Annotated in this window: 16 protein-coding genes and 1 pseudogene; 3 read left to right on the forward strand and 14 right to left on the reverse strand. The window is 69.5% G+C overall.

Annotation, left to right across the window (positions count from 1 at the left end; all coding sequences use genetic code 11):
* Position 1 precedes the first annotated feature (1 nt).
* Positions 2-1,312 carry a sensor histidine kinase gene (locus tag LDO26_RS17140; RefSeq protein ID WP_232132312.1) on the forward strand — a complete coding sequence of 437 codons (1,311 nt, stop codon included), beginning with the start codon at positions 2-4 and terminating at the stop codon, positions 1,310-1,312.
* A 132-nt stretch (positions 1,313-1,444) separates the two neighbouring features.
* On the opposite strand, the gene glmU is transcribed toward LDO26_RS17140, so the two are convergent.
* Positions 1,445-2,809 (reverse strand): bifunctional UDP-N-acetylglucosamine diphosphorylase/glucosamine-1-phosphate N-acetyltransferase GlmU, encoded by a 1,365-nt coding sequence (gene glmU / locus LDO26_RS17145; protein WP_232132313.1) that lies wholly within the window; start codon positions 2,807-2,809, stop codon positions 1,445-1,447.
* A gap of 154 nt (positions 2,810-2,963) precedes the next feature.
* On the opposite strand from glmU, the gene LDO26_RS17150 reads away from it, so the two are divergent.
* Positions 2,964-3,347, forward strand: coding sequence for a GtrA family protein (locus tag LDO26_RS17150; RefSeq protein ID WP_232132314.1), 384 nt, complete (start codon positions 2,964-2,966; stop codon positions 3,345-3,347).
* Between the two features lie 107 nt (positions 3,348-3,454).
* Here the strand turns inward: LDO26_RS17150 and LDO26_RS17155 are convergent, their stop codons facing one another.
* The 10 genes from LDO26_RS17155 to LDO26_RS17200 all read right to left on the reverse strand — a co-directional run bounded on the left by LDO26_RS17155 (position 3,455) and on the right by LDO26_RS17200 (position 12,435).
* On the reverse strand, positions 3,455-4,657 hold the full coding sequence (locus LDO26_RS17155; RefSeq protein ID WP_232132315.1) for a DmpA family aminopeptidase: 1,203 nt from the start codon (positions 4,655-4,657) through the stop codon (positions 3,455-3,457).
* 214 nt (positions 4,658-4,871) lie between these two features.
* Positions 4,872-5,294: a F0F1 ATP synthase subunit epsilon gene (locus LDO26_RS17160; RefSeq protein WP_232132316.1), complete on the reverse strand. Its 423-nt coding sequence runs from the start codon at positions 5,292-5,294 to the stop codon at positions 4,872-4,874.
* Between the two features lie 140 nt (positions 5,295-5,434).
* Positions 5,435-6,856 carry a F0F1 ATP synthase subunit beta gene (atpD, locus tag LDO26_RS17165; protein ID WP_232132317.1) on the reverse strand — a complete coding sequence of 474 codons (1,422 nt, stop codon included), beginning with the start codon at positions 6,854-6,856 and terminating at the stop codon, positions 5,435-5,437.
* Between the two features lie 146 nt (positions 6,857-7,002).
* Positions 7,003-7,866 carry a F0F1 ATP synthase subunit gamma gene (gene atpG, locus LDO26_RS17170; protein WP_232132318.1) on the reverse strand — a complete coding sequence of 288 codons (864 nt, stop codon included), beginning with the start codon at positions 7,864-7,866 and terminating at the stop codon, positions 7,003-7,005.
* Between the two features lie 103 nt (positions 7,867-7,969).
* A complete protein-coding gene (gene atpA / locus LDO26_RS17175) occupies positions 7,970-9,520 on the reverse strand; it encodes a F0F1 ATP synthase subunit alpha (RefSeq protein ID WP_232132319.1) in 1,551 nt (516 codons plus the stop codon).
* A 52-nt stretch (positions 9,521-9,572) separates the two neighbouring features.
* The gene (locus tag LDO26_RS17180) at positions 9,573-10,100 is read right to left on the reverse strand and encodes a F0F1 ATP synthase subunit delta (RefSeq protein ID WP_232132320.1); all 528 of its coding nucleotides are present in this window, start codon (positions 10,098-10,100) and stop codon (positions 9,573-9,575) included.
* Between the two features lie 177 nt (positions 10,101-10,277).
* The gene (locus tag LDO26_RS17185) at positions 10,278-10,748 is read right to left on the reverse strand and encodes a F0F1 ATP synthase subunit B (RefSeq protein ID WP_232132321.1); all 471 of its coding nucleotides are present in this window, start codon (positions 10,746-10,748) and stop codon (positions 10,278-10,280) included.
* A gap of 111 nt (positions 10,749-10,859) precedes the next feature.
* Positions 10,860-11,150 (reverse strand): F0F1 ATP synthase subunit C, encoded by a 291-nt coding sequence (atpE, locus tag LDO26_RS17190; protein ID WP_232132322.1) that lies wholly within the window; start codon positions 11,148-11,150, stop codon positions 10,860-10,862.
* Between the two features lie 79 nt (positions 11,151-11,229).
* Positions 11,230-12,030, reverse strand: a complete 801-nt coding sequence (gene atpB / locus LDO26_RS17195; protein WP_232132323.1) for a F0F1 ATP synthase subunit A — start codon at positions 12,028-12,030, stop codon at positions 11,230-11,232.
* Between the two features lie 27 nt (positions 12,031-12,057).
* Complete coding sequence (locus LDO26_RS17200; RefSeq protein ID WP_232132324.1) at positions 12,058-12,435, reverse strand: ATP synthase subunit I; 378 nt, start codon at positions 12,433-12,435, stop codon at positions 12,058-12,060.
* A 465-nt stretch (positions 12,436-12,900) separates the two neighbouring features.
* On the opposite strand from LDO26_RS17200, the gene LDO26_RS17205 reads away from it, so the two are divergent.
* A complete protein-coding gene (locus tag LDO26_RS17205; RefSeq protein WP_232132325.1) occupies positions 12,901-13,806 on the forward strand; it encodes a TonB-dependent receptor in 906 nt (301 codons plus the stop codon).
* 144 nt (positions 13,807-13,950) lie between these two features.
* Here LDO26_RS17205 and LDO26_RS17210 read toward each other — a convergent pair whose 3' ends face one another.
* From LDO26_RS17210 to LDO26_RS17220, 3 genes and pseudogenes are all read right to left on the reverse strand, one after another.
* A complete protein-coding gene (locus LDO26_RS17210) occupies positions 13,951-16,074 on the reverse strand; it encodes a SpoIID/LytB domain-containing protein (protein ID WP_232132326.1) in 2,124 nt (707 codons plus the stop codon).
* A 151-nt stretch (positions 16,075-16,225) separates the two neighbouring features.
* Complete coding sequence (locus LDO26_RS17215) at positions 16,226-18,157, reverse strand: N-acetylmuramoyl-L-alanine amidase (protein WP_232132327.1); 1,932 nt, start codon at positions 18,155-18,157, stop codon at positions 16,226-16,228.
* Between the two features lie 424 nt (positions 18,158-18,581).
* Positions 18,582-18,683, reverse strand: a pseudogene (locus tag LDO26_RS17220) (IS110 family transposase); the annotation flags it as partial.

Raw genomic sequence — 18,683 nt, forward strand, 5'->3', positions numbered from 1 at the left:
CATGCGCTGGCATCAACGGCTGCCGCTGGGCGGGGTACTGGTCGCGATCGCGGCGATGCATGCCGTCGCCGCTGCTGCGCTGGCGTTGTGGCTGCATCCGCGGCTGCCGGTCTGGGGCACCCTGGCCATCGTCGCCGCGCTCACGCTGCCGGCCGCGTGGTGGACGATCGGACTCGCACTGTCGCCGGTACGCTCGCTGTTCCGCGCGCTCGCCGGCACCGTCGACAGCTATCGCGACGGCGACTACGGCTTCAGCCTGGCCTGGGAAGGCCGGGGCGCGCTGCGCGAGCTGGTCGACAGCCACAACGCGCTCGGGGACACCCTGCGCGAGCAGCGCGTGTCGCTGGTGCAGCGCGAGCTGCTGCTCGACACGATGGTGCAGAACACGCCGGTGGCGATGCTGCTGACCGATCCCAATGGCCACGTCGTCCACGCCAACCTCGCCGCGCGCAAGGCCTTCGGCGATGGCCAGCGGCTGGAAGGGCGCACCCTCGACGCCCTGCTGGCCGATGCGCATCCGGCGCTGGCCGACGCCTTCGCGCGCGGCGGCGACGGCATGTTCACCGTCGGCGAGGACGACGACGAGCAGATCCATCACCTGTCGCGGCGCGCCTTCCGGCTCAACGGCCGCCGCCATGAGCTGCTGCTGCTGCGGCAGATGACCACCGAACTGCGCCGCCAGGAAGTGCAGACCTGGAAGAAGGTGATCCGGGTCATCAGCCACGAGCTCAACAATTCGCTGGCGCCGATCGCCTCGCTGGCGCATTCGAGCGCGGAACTGCTGCGACGCGGGCAACTGCAGCGGCTGCCGACCGCGCTGGCGACGATCGAGGACCGCGCCCGGCACCTGGAGCAGTTCATCCGCGGCTACGCGCGTTTCGCCAAGCTGCCGGCGCCACGCCGGGAACCGGTGCGCTGGCAGGACTTCGTCGAACAACTGCGCAGCCAGGTGGATTTCGCGCTGGCGGGCCGCGTCGACGACGCCACCGCCGCCTTCGACGTCGCGCAGCTGGAACAGGCGTTGCTGAACCTGCTGAAGAACGCGCACGAATCCGGCACCGCCCCGGGTACGGTCGCGCTGTCGCTGCACCGCCTGGCCGACGGCTGGCGCGTCGACGTGCTCGACCGCGGTCCGGGCATGAACGAGGCGGTGCTGGGCAACGCACTGCTGCCGTTCTATTCCACCAAGCGCAACGGCACGGGCCTGGGTCTGGCGCTGGCGCGCGAGATCGCCGAAGCGCATGGCGGCCGCATCGCCCTGCTCAACCGCGACGGCGGCGGACTGTGCGTCTCGATGGTGCTGCCGGACTGAGGGGCTGCCCCACCCGACACCCGACGCCACCGCGAACGTCACCGCGTAGGAACGGCCCCCTGGGCGCGATGCTTTTTCCCGCGGACCAACCGAAAGACATCTTGGCCGCTCTTACGTGTGCCTTGGGCGCTTCTATTTCTTCTTCGGCCGCACCCAGCCCTCGACGACCGTCTGCCGCGCGCGCGCGATGGCGAGCTTGCCGTCGGGGACATCGCTGGTGATCACCGCACCCGCGCCGGTGGTGGCGTCGTCGCCGATCCGCACCGGCGCGACCAGCGACGCGTTGGAGCCGATGAACGCGCGGTCGCCGATGACCGTCCTCGACTTGTTGGCGCCGTCGTAGTTGCAGGTGATGGTGCCGGCGCCGATGTTGCTGCCCGCGCCGATCTCGGCATCGCCGAGGTAGGTCAGGTGGTTGGCCTTGCTGCCGACGCCGATCACCGCGTTCTTGGTTTCGACGAAGTTGCCGATGTGCACGCCGTCGGCGAGCACGGTGCCCGGGCGCAGCCGCGCGAACGGGCCGATCGTCACCGCGCCCTCGGTCACCGCGCCCTCGAGGTCGCAGTGCGCGCGGACCTCGGTGCCGGCGGTCAGGCGCACGTCCCTGAGCCTGCAGAACGGGCCGACGCGCACGCCGTCGCCGAGTTCGACGCGGCCCTCGAAGACCACGTCGACATCGATCTCGACATCCCGGCCGACGACGACGCTGCCACGGATGTCGATCCGCGCCGGATCGGCGAAGCGCGCGCCGTCCCGACACAGCGCACGCACCGCGCGCCGCTGCCACGCGCGCTCCAGCTGCGCCAGCTGCCAGGGATCGTTCGCCCCCTCGGCCTCGAGCGGGTCGTCGACCAGCACGATCTCCGCGGCGCTGTACTCGGCGGCGGCCATCGCGAAGATGTCGGTCAGGTAGTACTCGCCCTGCGCATTGTCGGCCGACAACCGGCCCAGCCAGTTCTTCAGCGCGGTCGCCTCGGCGGCGAGGATCCCGGTATTGACCAGCTGGATGCGCCGCTGCTCCTCGTCGGCGTCCTTGTGCTCGACGATCGCCCCGACATGGCCTTCGGAGTTGCGGACGATGCGGCCGTAGCCGGTGGGGTCGTCGAGCTCGGCCGCCAGTACCGCGAGGCGGCTGTCGACGGCGATCAGGCGGCGCAGCGTCTCGGCGCGCAGCAGCGGCACGTCGCCGTAGAGCACCAGCACCTCGGCGCCGTCGGGCACGTCGGGCATCGCCTGGCGCACCGCATGCCCGGTGCCGAGCTGCGCGCTCTGCTCGGCCCATTGCAGGTCGGGCTGGTCCTCGAACGCGGCCCGGACCTGCTCGCCGCCATGACCGTGGACGATGTGGATGCCGGCCGGTTCGAGGTCGCGCGCGGCATTGACCACATGCCACAGCATGGGGCGGCCGGCGATCTTCTGCAGCACCTTGGGCACCGCCGACTTCATGCGCTTGCCCTCGCCGGCGGCGAGGATGACGACGTGCAGGGGAGCGGTCATGGGGCAATCCGGCCGGAGGGGATGCAGGAAATTCTAACGGCGCGGCGCGTACGATGCGTCCGCGTTCCCTCCACCGACCCCGCGCGATGCGCCCACTGCACCCCGCCATGCCCGTCCCGCCCGCGCCGGCCCGCCCGTACGGGAGCGCGCGCGCATGAGCCTGCGCCGGCAGGGCCGCGACTATCTGGTGATCGGGCTGCTGCAATGGCTGCTCGACTGGGCGGTGATGGTCGGCCTGACCCACCTCGGCATGCCCGTCGCCCCGGCCAACATCGCCGGCCGCGTCACCGGCGCGCTGCTGGGCTACTGGCTCAACGGCAAATGGACCTTCGCCGGCGACGACACCGCGGTCGGTGCCGCGCAGCTGCAGCGCTTCGCGGTGATGTGGGTGACGACGACACTGGTCAGCACCTGGTCGCTGACCCACATCGACGACATCTTCGGGCTGCGCTGGGTCTGGCTGGCCAAGCCCGCAGTCGAGATCGCGCTGGGCCTGCTCGGCTTCGTGCTGTCGCGCTACTGGATCTACAGGCGCTGAGCCGATCGGCCCGACGGCGCATCCCGCCGGCGGGCCATGGTTCCCGTTTTCCCGCATCGGGGCAGGCGCGTCACCCGCAGACGCGCGACCGGCGCGCTGCGGCGGGTTCAGCGCGGGCCGTGCTGCTGCAGCGGCGGCAGCACCTGCTCCAGCGGCAGCGCCGGTACGGTCCCGCGATGGCCACGCATCGTTCCGGCGCGGAACATGGAATTGACGATCGCCTCCTCGGTGGCCTCGGCCACCGCCACGAACAGGCCGTCCATCGCCTCGTTGGACAGCGCGGCCGGCGCCTGCAACGGCACGTCGGGCCGGCGCCGACTCGCCGGCGCGGTGGAGAACGCGATCACGTAGTCGCCCGAGCCGTTCGACATCGCCGCACCGGTCCGGGCGAGGCCGACGGTCGCCCGAGCGGCCAGCCTCTGCAGCTGCCGCGCGTCCAGCGGCGCGTCGGTGGCGACCACGATCATGATGCTGCCGTCGCCGGTCGAAGGCGCGTGCGCCGCCTGCCCCGCGGCCACGGATGCGGGATCGGGGAGGTGCCGGCCCACCGGCACGCCGGCGATGGTCAGCTCGCCGCCGTAGTTGCTCTGCACCAGCACCCCGACCGTATGCCCGCCACGCGCATCCGGCAGCCGCCGCGAACTGGTGCCGATGCCGCCCTTCCAGCCGAAGGCCACGGTGCCGGTGCCGGCCCCGATCGCGCCCTCGCGCGCATCGGTGGTGGACGCGGACTGCAGCGCCTGCACCACGTGCTCCGGACGCAGCGGCCGCGCGCGGATGTCGTTGAGGAAGCCGTCGTTGGTCTCGCCGACGACCGGATTGATCGAACGCACCTGCGCCATGCCGGGCTGCGCGAGCAGCCAGCCGACCATCGCATCGGCCGCCTGCCACACCCCGAGCGTGCCGGTCAGCAGGACCGGCGTTTCCAGTTCGCCCAGCTCGCGCACCTGGGTGACGCCGAGCAGCTTGCCGAAACCGTTGGCGACATGGATCGCGGCCGGCACGCGTTCGGCGAACAGGTCGCCGGGGTGCGGCACGATCGCGGTGACGCCGGTGCGCACGCTGTCGCCTTCGTGCACGGTGACATGGCCGACAGCGACACCATCGACATCGACGATCGCATTCAGCGGACCGGTCGGCAGGCTGCCGATGACGACCCCGGCCTCGCGCGCGCGCGGACGTGCCTCCGCGGCACCGGAACCAGCGGCCGCGACTGCGCCATCGTCTGCCCGCACGGATGTCGGCACCACGGCCATCGCCATCAGCGCCGCCAGCAGCCCCGCCGCCGATGCGGCCTTGCATGGATGCATGCGTCCACTCCCATCGTGACGAGTCCCTGCGACCGTAGGCGCCCTTGCGCCTCCGACGCAAGGGCGGAAGGGCCGCCAGTCGCGGCGTCGGGGGCGTTGCCCCGACCTGCGACCGCCGGATCCCGGGAAAGGACAGGCCACAAAAAAAACGCCGGCACGAGGCCGGCGTTGTGCTGGATGTCTGCCACGCAGGCGCGGGTGGGACGGCCCAGTCTCAGTGCTTGAGGTTCTTGCGCAGGCGCTCGAGCGCCTGCAACTGCACGACCGCCTCGGCCAGCTTCTGCTGCGCCTCGGCGATTTCCATCGCCTCGCTGCGGCCGGCGAGGATGCGCTCTGCCTCGTCCCTGGCGGCCTTGACCGCGGCCTCGTCGATGTCGTCGGCGCGGATCGCGGTATCGGCCAGGATCGTCACCACCTGCGGCTGCACCTCGAGGATGCCGCCGCCGATCGCGAAGTCCAGCACCTCGCCATTGGGCTGGGTCACGACGACCTTGCCCGGCTTGAGCCGGGTGATCAGCGGGGCGTGGCGCGGCGCGATGCCGAGCTCGCCGAGCTCGCCGGTGGCGACGACCATGGTCGCCTCGCCGTGGAAGATCTCGGCCTCTGCACTGACGATGTCGCAACGGATGGTGCTCATGGTTTCGCTCGCTCTGCTCGCTCAACGTGATTGGTGATACGCGATTCGTGATTGGGTAGGGCGAGTTCGCGTCGCGCCGTGGTCCCGGCGCTATTTCGAATCACCAATCACCAATAACCAATCCCGGGAAGATCGCGGCCTCAGGCCGTGATCTTCTTCGCCTTCTCGACCGCCTCGTCGATGGTGCCGACCATGTAGAACGCCTGCTCGGGCAGGTGGTCGTACTCGCCGTCGACGATGCCCTTGAAGCCGCGGATCGTGTCCTTCAGCGAGACGTACTTGCCCGGTGCGCCGGTGAAGATCTCGGCCACGTGGAACGGCTGGCTGAAGAAGCGCTCGATCTTGCGCGCACGCGACACGGCCTGCTTGTCCTCTTCCGATAGCTCGTCCATGCCCAGGATCGCGATGATGTCCTTGAGCTCCTTGTACTTCTGCAGGGTCTGCTGGACGCGCTGGGCGGTGTTGTAGTGCTCCTCGCCGATCACCAGCGGGTCCATCTGGCGGCTGGTCGAGTCCAGCGGATCCACCGCCGGGTAGATGCCCAGCGAGGCGATCGAACGCGACAGGGTCACGGTCGAGTCCAGGTGGGCGAACGTGGTCGCCGGCGACGGGTCGGTCAGGTCGTCCGCGGGCACGTACACGGCCTGGATCGAGGTGATCGAACCGGTCTTGGTCGAGGTGATGCGCTCCTGCAGCACGCCCATTTCCTCGGCCAGCGTCGGCTGGTAGCCCACCGCCGACGGCATGCGGCCCAGCAGCGCCGAAACCTCGGTGCCGGCCAGCGTGTAGCGGTAGATGTTGTCGACGAACAGCAGCACGTCCTTGCCCTTGCCGCTGGCGTCCTTCTCGTCGCGGAAGTACTCGGCCATGGTCAGGCCGGTCAGCGCCACGCGCAGGCGGTTGCCCGGCGGCTCGTTCATCTGACCGTAGACCATCGCCACCTTGGATTCCTTCGGGTTGTCGATGTTGACGACGCCCGACTCGATCATCTCGTGGTAGAAGTCGTTGCCCTCGCGGGTACGCTCACCGACGCCAGCGAACACCGACAGGCCGCTGTGCGCCTTGGCGATGTTGTTGATCAGTTCCATCATGTTGACGGTCTTGCCCACGCCGGCGCCGCCGAACAGGCCGACCTTGCCGCCCTTGGCGAACGGGCACATCAGGTCGATGACCTTGATGCCGGTCTCGAGCAGCTCGGTGGCCGAGGCCTGCTCGTCGAAGCTCGGCGCGTCGCGGTGGATTTCCCAGGTGGTGTCGGACTCGACCGGGCCGGCCTCGTCGATCGGGCGGCCCAGCACGTCCATGATCCGGCCCAGCGTGCCGGCGCCGACCGGAACCGAGATGCCGCGACCGGTGTTGGTGGCGACCAGGTTGCGCTTCAGGCCGTCGGTCGAGCCGAGCGCGATGGTCCGCACGACGCCGTCGCCGAGCTGCTGCTGCACTTCCAGCGTGATCTCGGTGTTGTCGACCTTCAGCGCGTCGTACACCTTCGGCACGTCGGTGCGCGGGAACTCCACGTCGACGACCGCGCCGATGATCTGAACGATCTTGCCCTGACTCATTTTTTGTCGCTCCGGTTAACTTTTTCTGTTCGGATGGCTCGCGCCATCTGGATGGTTTTCGGGATTGGGGATCCGGGATCGGGGATGGGTGGAAGCGCGCAGCGCTGCTCCTGCCAATCCCGGATCCCCAACCCCGGATCCCGGCCTTACACCGCCGCTGCCCCGCCGACGATCTCGGAGATTTCCTGGGTGATCGCCGCCTGCCGGGCCTTGTTGTAGACCAGGTTCAGGGTGTCGATCAGCTTGGTCGCGTTGTCGCTGGCCGACTTCATCGCGACCATGCGCGCGGCATGCTCGGAGGCCACGTTCTCCATCACCGCCTGGTAGACCAGCGACTCGACGTAGCGCGTGAGCACGTGCGCGAGCACCGTCTCGGCGTCGGGCTCGTAGATGTAGTCCCAGTCGTGCTTGACCACCTGCGTCTCGGATGCCGGCAGCGGCAGCAGCTGGTCGAAGCTGGCCTTCTGGGTCATCGTGTTGACGAAGTGGTTGTAGCTCAGGAACACGCGGTCCAGGCTGCCGTCGGTGTAGCCGTCGAGCATGACCTTGATGATGCCGATCAGCTGCTCCACTTCCGGGGTGTCGCCCAGGTGGGTCACGCTGGCCAGCATGTCGACCTTCAGCCGGCGGAAGAACACCGTCGCCTTCTGGCCGATCGTCACCACGTCGACCTCGACGCCCTGGTCCTGCCACTGGCGGATCTCGCCGAGCAGCTTGCGGAACAGGTTGTTGTTGAGGCCGCCGGCGAGGCCGCGGTCGGAGGAGATGATGATGTAGCCGACGCGCCTGGGATCCGGGCGCTCCACGAGGTACGGGTGCTGGAACTCGGAGCTGGCCTGCGCCAGGTGGCCGATCAGCTGCTTCATCGCCTGCGCGTAGGGGCGCGAGGACTTCATCCGCTCCTGCGCCTTGCGGATCTTCGACGCGGAGACCATCTCGAGCGCGCGCGTCACCTTGCGGGTGTTCTGCACGCTCTTGATCTTGGTCTTGATTTCTCTGCCGCCTGCCATGTTTCGCTCGCTCTGCTCGCTTCGGGGACAGGGACCGGGGGCCGGGGACCAGGGGAAGGGCGGCGATCGCCCTGACCTCTGGCCGCTGGCCTCTGGCCTCTGCTTACCAGCTGCCGGTCTGCTTGAAATCCGAGATGCCCTGCTTGAAGGCACCCTCGATCTCGTCGTTCCATGCGCCGGTCGCGTTGATCTTCTCGACCAGCTCGCCGGCGGTGTTGTCGAAGTGCGCGTGCAGGCCTTCCTCGAACGCGAGGATCTTGGCCACCGGCACGTCGTCGAGGTAGCCCTCGTTGACGGCGTAGATCGACAGCGCCTGGTGGGCGATCGACATCGGCCGGTACTGCTTCTGCTTCATCAGCTCGGTGACGCGCTGGCCGCGCTCGAGCTGCTTGCGGGTGGCTTCGTCCAGGTCCGAGGCGAACTGCGCGAACGCCGCCAGCTCGCGGTACTGGGCCAGCGAGATGCGGATGCCGCCCGAGAGCTTCTTGATGATCTTGGTCTGCGCCGAGCCGCCGACGCGCGACACCGAGATGCCGGCGTTCACGGCCGGGCGGATGCCGGCGTTGAACAGGTCGGTCTCGAGGAAGATCTGGCCATCGGTGATCGAGATCACGTTGGTCGGCACGAACGCGGACACGTCGCCGGCCTGGGTCTCGATGATCGGCAACGCGGTCAGCGAACCGGTCTGGCCCTTGACTTCGCCGCCCGTGAACTTCTCCACGTACTCCGCCGACACGCGCGCGGCGCGCTCGAGCAGGCGGCTGTGCAGGTAGAACACGTCGCCCGGGTAGGCTTCGCGGCCCGGCGGGCGCTTGAGCAGCAGCGAGATCTGGCGGTAGGCCACGGCCTGCTTGGACAGGTCGTCGTAGACGATCAGCGCATCCTCGCCGCGGTCCATGAAGTACTCGCCCATCGTGCAGCCCGAGTAGGCGCTGATGTACTGCATCGCGGCCGACTCGGACGCGGTCGCGGCGACGACGATGGTGTGGGCCAGCGCGCCGTTCTCTTCCAGCTTGCGCACGATGTTGGCGACGGTCGAGGCCTTCTGGCCGATCGCGACGTAGACGCACTTGATGCCGGTCGACTTCTGGTTGATCACCGCGTCGATCGCCAGCGCGGTCTTGCCGGTCTGGCGGTCGCCGATGACCAGCTCGCGCTGGCCGCGGCCGATCGGGATCATCGCGTCGACCGACTTGTAGCCGGTCTGCACCGGCTGGTCGACCGACTTGCGCCAGATCACGCCCGGCGCGACGCGTTCCACCGGCGCGGTCAGCTTGGCGTCGATCGGGCCCTTGCCGTCGATCGGCTCGCCCAGCGCGTTGACCACGCGGCCCAGCAGCTCGGGACCGACCGGCACCTCGAGGATGCGGCCGGTGGTCTTGGCCACGTCGCCCTCGCGCAGGTTCTCGTAGTCGCCCAAGACCACGGCGCCGACCGAGTCGCGCTCCAGGTTCAGCGCCAGCGCGTAGGTGTCGCCGGGCAGTTCGATCATTTCGCCCTGCATCACGTCGGCCAGGCCGTAGATGCGCACGATGCCGTCGGCGACCGAGGTCACCGTGCCTTCATTGCGCGCTTCGGCGGACAGCTTGACCTTCTCGATGCGGTTCTTGATCAGCTCGCTGATCTCGGAGGGATTGAGTTGCGTGGTAGCCATCGGGGGTTCCCTTGTGCCGGCGTCGCCGCCGGCGTTGCAATTGAAAATCGTGTCAGTGCGCCAGCGCGGACTGCAGGCGGGCCAGCTTGCCCTTCAGCGAGCCGTCGATCACCACGTCGCCGGCCGCGATCACCGCGCCGCCGATCAACGACGGATCGATGCCGGTTTCCAGCTCGACCTCGCGGCCGAAGCGGCGCTTGAGCGCGTCGCGGATCTTCGCGACCTCGTCCTCGGGCAGCTCGGTGGCCGAGGTCACCGTCGCCAGCACCACGTGCTCGTCGTCGGCGCGCAGCTGCTCGTACAGGCCGGCGATCTCCGGCAGCAGCACGAGACGGCCATTGGTCGCCAGCAGGCCGATGAAATCCAGGTAGTGCGCGCCGGCATCCGGCGGCACCAGCAGCGTCACCGCGTCGTCGCGGGTCAGGCCGGGATTGCCGAGCAACGGGTGCACCTGCGGATCGGCCGCGATGCGCGTGGAGAATGCCAGCGCATCGGACCAGGCCGCGGCCGCGTTGTCGTCGCGCGCGACCGCGAACGCGGCGCGGGCATACGGACGGGCGAGCGTGAGTGCCTGGGTCATTCTGCAACCTCCCGGCCACCGACATCCTGCGACTGCGGAAACATCCGGGCCTTCGCTGCGCGATGGCCCGCGGGGACATGCTTCCACATCCCCCGCGTCGATGCTGCGCATCGCCGCAGCCCCCTTGACTCAAGGGGGCAGCCGGTCGCTGCATGGATCGTCAGAGCCATCATGTCCTCAGATCTCCGAGGCGAGTTCGTCGAGCAGCGCCTTGTGGGCGTTGGCGTCGATCTCGCGCTTGAGCAGGCGCTCGGCGCCGCTGACCGCGAGCGCGGAGACCTGGCGACGCAGGTCCTCGCGGGCTCGGGTCGCCGACGCCTGGATCTCGGCATCGAAGATCGCCTTCTGCCGCAGGCCTTCGGTCACCGCCTCGGCCTTGGCGGCCTCGACGATCTGGTTGGCGCGGGCGTGGGCCTGCTCGATGATCTCGTTGGCCTTGGCGCGCGCGAGCTTGAGCTCCTCGTTCGCGGTTTCCTGGGCCTGCGCCAGCGCACGCTGGCTGTTGTCGGCCGCGGCCAGACCTTCGGCGATCTTCTGCTGGCGTTCTTCGATCGCCTTGAGCAGCGGCGGCCAGATCTTGGTCGCGATGATCCAGATCAGACCGGCGAACGCCAGTGCCTGGGCAATTAGGGTCAGACCGATATTCATGGACTTGTGACTGCCTGTCGTGAAGGGTCGGGCATGCGCGCATGCCCCCTGTCATCCACCGGTGCGGTCATGCGCGGGGCACGCGCCGCACCGGAGCGCCGGGCGGCTGGATCAGCCGGCAAGCTGCGCGGCGACCGGGCCGACGAACGGCGAGGCGAACGCGAACAGCAGGCCGACGGCGACGCTGATGATGAACGCGGCGTCGATCAGGCCGGCGGTGATGAACATGCGGACCTGCAGCACCGGGATCAGCTCGGGCTGGCGTGCGGCCGACTCGAGGAACTTGCCGGCCATGATGGCCAGACCCAGACCCGCGCCCAGCGCGGCCAGGCCGATCATGATGCCGATGGCGAGAACGGTCGAAGCCTGGATCTGGGCGAACGAGGTCAGTGCGATTTCCATTGTTTTCTCCGGAGCGGATTGCTTTGGTAAGGGTGGAACGTAAGGAGGGGTGGAACGAAAACGGGCGATGCGGCGGCCGTCAGTGGTTGTCCTCGGCGAGGCTGAGGTAGACGATCGACAGCATCATGAAGATGAAGGCCTGCAGCGGGATGACCAGCAGGTGGAACAGCATCCAGCCCAGGCCCAGCGCGCCGCCGCCGAGCATGCCCAGCAGGCCCGCGCCGCCCAGCACCCAGATCAGCAGGAACACGATCTCGCCGCCGAACATGTTGCCGAACAGTCGCATCGCCAGCGAGATCGGCTTGCTCAGCCACTCGACGATGTTGAGGATCAGGTTGAACGGCACCATCCACTTGCCGAACGGCGCGAACAGGAATTCCTTGGTCAGCCCGCCGACGCCCTTGGAGCGCAGGGCGAAGAACACGGTCAGGAAGAACACGCTGATCGACAGGCCGAGCGTGGCGTTGACGTCGGCGGTCGGCACCGGCTTCCAGTAGTGCACGCCCAGCAGTTCGAGCGGCTTGGCGATGAAGTCGGCCGGGATGAACTTGACCATGTTCATCAGCAGGATCCAGAAGAACAGGGTGATCGCGATCGGCGTCACCAGCTTGCTGGTCCCGTGGTAGGTGTCGCGCGCCTGCTTGTCGACGAACTCCAGGCAAATCTCGACGAACGCCTGCCACTTGCCCGGCACGCCGGCGGTCGCCTTGCGCGTGGCCAGCCAGAACATGAACACCATCAGGCCGCCCATCAGCAGCGAGGTGACCAGGGTGTCGACATGCAGCGTCCAGAAGCCGCCGCCCTCGCCCACCGGTGCCGTCAGGTTCTGCAGGTGGTGCTGGATGTAGCTGGTAGGGGTCAGTTCCGCTTCGCCCGCCATAAGATCAAACCTGTCTGGTTAACGTATTCATTGCCTGGCGACCGGCGTGGCCATCGCAAGCAGCTGTGCAAACAGCGCGACGACGACCCCGGCGAACATCGGAACCGGCGGCAAGCGCCCCGTTCCCACGCCCAGCAGCAGCACGGCCACCACCACGACCCACTTCGACACCACCCCCGCCAACAGCCGCGCAAGCGCACCCGCCGACGGATTCGCGCCGCCCCCCAGCGCGATCACGGCCGACAACCAGCCGCCTGCCGCGACGGCCGCGCCCCCCAGCGCCGCCGCCAGCGCCCAGCTCCCGCCCTTGGCAAGAAAGGCCAGCGCCGTCACCGCGACCGCCACCGCCTGCCAGACGATGGCGCGCTGTGCCAGCCGCCGACCCGCAGCGACGGAAGTCAACACAGACGGGATCCTGGAGGTTGGACGATCCGGGGCATCACAAAATCACCCCGTCGAGCCGCAAAAGTATAGCAGTTCCAACGATTTGCGAACAACCGGCAGGCGCCCCGCGACGCGGGAACCGCGACGCCTCCCGCATTCAGAAAATTATGGCCTGCGACGAGGAACTCACGGGCGCATCGGCGGTCCCAATCTGCGTGGTCTGCGCGCCATCCTCGTCGGTCCCTCGCAGGTCACCCCCGAAGCCCCGGCCCCCCGTCGGGGCTTCCTTTTTGGGGTTCTTCGCCGACTCAGGAAACGGCACACGGGCCGCGAACATATCGCCACCCCCGCCCCTTCCATACGCGTGCGTCTTCACGGGAGGAAGACCGGGGCCGGGTCAACACTGTGCGCACACCGCAGCACGCAGCGCGCTTCCCCCTCCGCCCGCGCATGACTGCAGACCCCGTTCCCGACACGAGATCCCCGATGCCCGCAATCCCAGCGCCCCGCCTGCTCGCCCTGTCCCTGCTCGCCGCCACCGCCGGCCTCGCCGCGTTGCCCGCCCATGCCCAGGACAGCGAGCGCGAAGACCGCTTCCACCTGCGCCTGAGCGCGTTCTACCCCGAATCCTCGATCACCCTGTCGGGTGACGGCACCGCCAGCAACGGCAGCGACACCGCGACCTTCGACGGCAGCGAGACCGCGAAGTTCGGCAACGTGTGGCGTCCGCGCGGCGCCATCGGCTTCAGCCTCAGCGACCGGCAGTCGCTGGTCGGCAACTACTACGACTACAGCGACGACAGGGATTTCGACTATCCCGGCGGCGCGCTGGACGTCGGCGGCGGCAACGTCGAGATTCCGGCGCTCAGCGCGCGCGGCGAAGCGGCCTTCCGCCTCGCCAGCCTCAACTACGAGTACGCGGTGGTGCAGACCCCGGCGTTCGAATGGGGCCTGGGCCTGGGCGTGACCTACGCCAAGCTGGAAGTCGAGGCCTCGGGCGAGACCGAAGCCACCGACGACGTGCCGGCGCAGGCGGAGCACCTGCGCTGGAAGAAGGACGGCTTCTCGCCGGGCCTGCACACCCGCCTGACCTGGCGGCCGGCCGACAAGTGGCGGGTCGGGCTCGAAGGCCAGTACCTGGATACCAACTGGGGCAACTTCCTCGACGAGGACGGCCACTTCGAGCGGGCCGGCCTGATCGTCGAATACCTGGTCAGCGAGCGCGTCGGCGTGCACGTCGGCTACGACTGGTTCCGGCTCAAGCTCAAGGACACCTACAGCGGCACGATCCCGGCCGACGAGGTCGGCCTCGACCCGATCGAGTTCACCGGCAACGCCGCCGGCCAGCTGCGCGTGCATGGCCCGATGGCGGGCATCACCTTCCGCTTCTGAACGCAGGACGCATGTGCAGGACAGGGCCCCGGCAATGCCGGGGCCTTTTTGTCGTGCTGCTTCGGGCCTCGGAAGGCAGCCGGCGTCATGGCGGGCGAGACCCGTGCTGCGTCCGATCGGGTCCGCGCATGAAGCCGCAAGCACTCAGCGGCGCAACTGCACGTCGTCGATGTAGACGTTGACGTCGAAACTGGTCTGCGCACGGTACAGCCAGATCGCGTCCAGGGTGACCGTCTGTGCGGTGATCGCGCCGTTGCCGCCGGACCAGGCGTTCCATTGCGCGGCGTCGGACAGTTGCCATTCCACGTAGGTCCACTGGTTGGCCGCCAGGCTGCGCTCGACCGAGCGCTCGGTGCCGTCGCTGTCGTCGATGCCGACCGCCACGCGCATGCCGCTGCCGCCCGGATAGACCCAGAAGCCGATCCGCCCGTCGTCACGCGCAAGCGGCGCATTGGCCGCCGGCGCACCCTGGCCCGACAGCAGTCGCACCGACCACGGCGCTTCGCTGTCCGGATCGTCCTTCAGCAGCACCCGCAGCGAACAGCCGCCGTTGCGCCGCACGCCGCAGTCGCGGCTGGCGGTGGACGTCGCCGCGATGCCGGCGGTGCTGCCCGACCAGGTCGGACTGGCGTTGAAGCGGCCCACGCCGCTTTCGAAGTCGTCCAGCACTTGGCCGTCGCCGGCCGCCGGCAGGTTGGCGAGGAACGCGTTGCGCATGCCGCCGGGCCGGTTGGATGCGTTGTAGTAATGATTCACGATCCACTGCCAGTCGCGGCCATGGTCCGCCGCCCAGCGCTGCGTGCCCCACTGGCTCATGCCGCGGCCGTGGCCGTAGCAGCCGCGCCCGCGCCCGACCTCGTCGGCCAGGCACGGCCAGCCGGTGGCCGGCGAGCCGTTGAAGCCGTTGCCGCAGGACAGGTCCTGGTTGTTGCAGGTGCGGCCGTCGGACGGGTCGTCCCAGGCGTTGTTTTCCGACGAGTATTCGGTGGACGCGGCGCGACTGCCGTCGCGGGTCAATACCACGCCGCGGGTGGCCGCGGCCGCGGCCACCGTCGCCGCCACCGTCGCCGGGCGGAACACCTGGCAGGACGTGCTGCTGCAGATGTCGTACTGGCCGTTGATCGGGTTGGCGACATACCACGCGGCGTAGCTGCGATAGGCGACCGCGCCGGCGGCCAGCGATTGCGGGTGCCAGGACGCGATCCATTCGTCGTCGAGGCCGCCGCCGACGTAGTCCTCGAAGCTGTAGACCGACACGCCGGTGCAGACCCGGCCGGTGCAGCCGGTGCCGACGCGGATGCTGGACGGCACCGCGACGACCGACGCGCCCTGGGCCAGGATCGTCGCGTCCACCGCAGGGGTGGCGCTGCCGGCGCCCGGTGCCGGTGCCGACGATGCCTGCGGCATCGGATCGGGATCACGCAGCGCTGCGGGTATGCCGTCGTCGCGGGCCTGTGCCAGTACCTGGCGCTGGGTCAGGTCCTCGACATCGCGGCCGCTGCCGGGGCGCAGGTCGACGACGTAGTGGCTGGCATCGTGGTACAGCGGCACGCCGCCGAGCAGCTGCTCGCGATAGCCGGGCGCGCGGATCCGCAGCGAGGTGCTGGCCGGCAATGCCCCGGTCTCGCCGAGCGCACGCGCGGCCACCGGCACCAGCAGCTCGAAGCGGCCGCGCACGTCGGTCGCCGCATGCGTGCCCTCGTCGGTGCTGACGCGGGCACCGGCCAGCGGGCGGCCGTCGCGGGCGTCGTAGACGTGGCCCCACAGGACGCTGCAGTCGCCGCATTCGAGCGCACGCAGGGCCTGCAGGTCGAGATCGGGCGATGGCGCATCCGGCGCCAGCCACAAGGTCACCGGCAATGCGGCATCGGCGCCGAACACCAGCTCGGTGCCGAGTTCGGCATGGCCCGGCGCGCGCACGGTCACCAGGTGACGGCCGGCGGCCGGCGCCGCGAGCCGGGCGCCGGCGGCGGCCACCTGCGCCAGGCCACCGCCCGGCGCATGCAACTGCACCTCGGCCTCGAGCGCGGCGCCGGTCAGGGCGTCGCGGATCCGCAGCAGTGGACCGGTCCTGCGCGCCGCGGCGGCGCCGGCGTCGGCCGTGGCCCGCGCCGCGGGTGCGGGCGCCGCGGACGCGGCGTGGCCGCGCTGCGCGGGCAGGCGCTCCGACAACGCGGCATAGGCGATCGCCGCAAGTGCGGCACCGAGCAGGCACGAGACCGTCAGCAGCCGACGCGCGGGGCGCGGGAGAAAGACAAGGGAGCGCATGGGCAGGTATCTGCGGAAGGCGGTGGCCGGCCGGCACCGCCGGCGGCGTCCGCGTGCGGACCGGCGGGCATCGTCTCGGCGCGGTCACGGAATCCGGACGGGCAGCAGCGCGGGCGTGGACGTCGCCCCGCGCCGCTGCCGGCCGGTGTGCTCAGTTCTTGATCTGCACGTCGTCGATGTAGACGTTGACGTCGAAGCTGGTCTGCGCGCGGTAGATCCAGATCGCATCGAGCGTCACGCTGGACGCGGTGATCGCGCCGTTGGCGTTGCCGACCCACGCGTTCCACTGCGCCGCGTCGGTCAGGTTCCACTCGACGAAGGTCCACTGGTTGGCCGGGATGCTGCGGCTGATCGAACGCTCGGTACCGTCGCTGTCGTCGATGCCGACGCCGACGCTGAGCCCGCTGCCGCCCGACCACACCCAGAAGCCGACCCTGCCGTTGGCGCGCGACAGCGCGCTGTTGCTGCCCGGATTGCCGCTGCCCGACAGCAGCCGCACCGCCCAGGCCGCCGAGGTGTTGGGGTCGTCCTTGAGCAGCACGCGCAGCGAGCAGTTGCCGTTGCGCCGCGTGCCGCAGTCGCGCGAGGCGGTCGACGCGGTGGAGATGCCGGTGGTGCTGCCCGAATATGCCGGCGAGGTGTTGAAGTGGCCGACGTTGGTCTCGAACGAGTCCAGCACCCGCGTGCGGCCGCCGCCACCGCCACCCGGGTTCAGCAGGCTGTAGTAGTGGCCCCAGTTCCAGTTGATGCCCGGGTCGGTATGGGTCTGGCCGCTGAAGTGCTGGTGGCCCTTGATCTTGACCGTGGTCGGCAGCACCACGATGCCGCTGCTGGCCGCGCCGCTGTAGGCGCTGGAGCAGGGGATGGTGCTGTACTTCGAGCAGAAGTTGCGCACCAGCGCGGCCGAGGCGTTGTACATCGCACTGGTGTACCAGCTGGCGTTGTTGACGTAGCCCTCGTGCTCGATGCCCAGGGTGTAGCTGTTGTGGTTGCCCACGTGCCAGCCGGTGTGGGCGTTGCGCACCATCTGCGTGACCTGGCCGTCGGAACTGCGGATCACGTAGTGCGCGCTGACGTTGGCCGACGCGTTCTTGAACCACGAGATGGTGCCGGCGTAGCTGCCCTGCGCGGTATGGATGGTGACCGCACTGATCGCCTGGCTGCGCGACGCGGTGTAGTTGCTCGAGTGCGCCGGGTCCCAGATCGCCGGGCCGTAGTCGTCGCTCTTGGCTTCGGCGTCGGTGGCCGCCTTCGCGCGGCCCTGGCGCACCAGCTGCTCGCTGACCGGGTCGATCCGGTAGTCCTCGGTCTCCACCACGTCGTCGGCCACGTTCAGGCGCACCAGCGGCGCGTTGAGCTTGACCAGGGTGTCGGGCGCGAACGCGCGTTCCCACTCGATCGGCGTCTCGGCGATGCGGATGCCGTTGTCGTCGACGCCGCGGTCCAGCGCCAGCAGCACGTCGAAGGCGAAGCTGGCACGCGCGTAGTCGTCGATCGCGCCGGCCTTGGCCGCGCCGTCGGGCGAGAAGCCCGCGTAGGCGGCCAGCGCCGGCGCCGCGGACGCCACATCGTCGGCCGGTGCGTGGCGCAGTTGCTGGTCCAGCAGCGCGGCCGCGGCGAGGATGTTGGTGGCCGGGTCGTCGATCACCCGCTGCGCCTGCACGCCGAGCAGCGCGGCGGCCTCGCCGACCTGGTCGGCGAATCCGTCGCCGTGGTACAGGCCCATGACGCCGTAGGCCGGCGGCTTGTGGTGATGGCTGTCGTCCGCCGCATGGGCCTCGGGCCGCAGGTGCGCCCAGCGGCTCTGCACGAAGGCGATGCCCTCCAGGGTGCCGCGCGGGATCCGCGGATAGGCCGCGTAGGCGCGCGCGAACAGGCGCGGATAGGCGATGCGCTCGCGTTGCAGCGCCAGCGCCTGCTCGCGTTGCAGCTGCGACACCTGCGTATCTTCGGTCGTGCGCACGCCACCCTCGACAGCGGCCCAGCGCGCCGCGCCGGTGTCGTTGCCGGCCACCCCCGCCAGCGGAATCACTGCCAGCGCCACTGCGGCAGCCAGGCGGCTGCGTAACTGAATGCCCTTCATTCCCCTCTCCTCGCGGCCACCTCGGTGGCGGTCATCCCCTGCCCGTCCGGAATACGCGGACAGCGGGGTCGACCGACAGCTGGGGTAAACCCGAACCGCGACGGCGGTCGCGCTATGGCGTCGCCGATCTGCGACGGCGGGCACGGATGGCGTGACCGCGGCAGTGGCGGATGCCGGGGAACGGGACAGCCCACCTCGACGCCGGGGACCAACCTCGGCGCGCAAGGCGGGTCTCGACCCGCCCCGTGCGCTTGTTTCCACAGGTGAAGCGGGTCAGAAGCAGGGGGGGCGCATGCCTCGCCTCGACCGCCATATTTGCTCTATCCGCGCACATCCGTGTGGATCCGTGGCGAAAGAAAAGCGGTTCGGCCACGGATGGTCGCGGATGACGCGGATCAGCGCGTAGATACCGTCTTGCGGCGGCCTATGCAATGGCGTGTTGGGGATCGAATGGCTTGCCCGAACGCAGGACGCCCCAGACCAGGTGGAGGAGCTTGCGCATGACGGCGCAGACGATGACCTTGCC

The organism is Proluteimonas luteida, from assembly GCF_021191695.1.
GTDB lineage: Bacteria > Pseudomonadota > Gammaproteobacteria > Xanthomonadales > Xanthomonadaceae > Luteimonas > Luteimonas luteida.

Bases quoted from the DNA above. Each gene is read 5' to 3' on its own strand.
- LDO26_RS17140 (WP_232132312.1), top strand. From the start codon at position 2: ATGCGCTGGCATCAACGGCTGCCGCTGGGCGGGGTACTGGTCGCGATC.
- glmU (WP_232132313.1), bottom strand. From the start codon at position 2,809: ATGACCGCTCCCCTGCACGTCGTCATCCTCGCCGCCGGCGAGGGCAAG.
- LDO26_RS17150 (WP_232132314.1), top strand. From the start codon at position 2,964: ATGAGCCTGCGCCGGCAGGGCCGCGACTATCTGGTGATCGGGCTGCTG.
- LDO26_RS17155 (WP_232132315.1), bottom strand. From the start codon at position 4,657: ATGCATCCATGCAAGGCCGCATCGGCGGCGGGGCTGCTGGCGGCGCTG.
- LDO26_RS17160 (WP_232132316.1), bottom strand. From the start codon at position 5,294: ATGAGCACCATCCGTTGCGACATCGTCAGTGCAGAGGCCGAGATCTTC.
- atpD (WP_232132317.1), bottom strand. From the start codon at position 6,856: ATGAGTCAGGGCAAGATCGTTCAGATCATCGGCGCGGTCGTCGACGTG.
- atpG (WP_232132318.1), bottom strand. From the start codon at position 7,866: ATGGCAGGCGGCAGAGAAATCAAGACCAAGATCAAGAGCGTGCAGAAC.
- atpA (WP_232132319.1), bottom strand. From the start codon at position 9,520: ATGGCTACCACGCAACTCAATCCCTCCGAGATCAGCGAGCTGATCAAG.
- LDO26_RS17180 (WP_232132320.1), bottom strand. From the start codon at position 10,100: ATGACCCAGGCACTCACGCTCGCCCGTCCGTATGCCCGCGCCGCGTTC.
- LDO26_RS17185 (WP_232132321.1), bottom strand. From the start codon at position 10,748: ATGAATATCGGTCTGACCCTAATTGCCCAGGCACTGGCGTTCGCCGGT.
- atpE (WP_232132322.1), bottom strand. From the start codon at position 11,150: ATGGAAATCGCACTGACCTCGTTCGCCCAGATCCAGGCTTCGACCGTT.
- atpB (WP_232132323.1), bottom strand. From the start codon at position 12,030: ATGGCGGGCGAAGCGGAACTGACCCCTACCAGCTACATCCAGCACCAC.
- LDO26_RS17205 (WP_232132325.1), top strand. From the start codon at position 12,901: ATGCCCGCAATCCCAGCGCCCCGCCTGCTCGCCCTGTCCCTGCTCGCC.
- LDO26_RS17210 (WP_232132326.1), bottom strand. From the start codon at position 16,074: ATGCGCTCCCTTGTCTTTCTCCCGCGCCCCGCGCGTCGGCTGCTGACG.
- LDO26_RS17215 (WP_232132327.1), bottom strand. From the start codon at position 18,157: ATGAAGGGCATTCAGTTACGCAGCCGCCTGGCTGCCGCAGTGGCGCTG.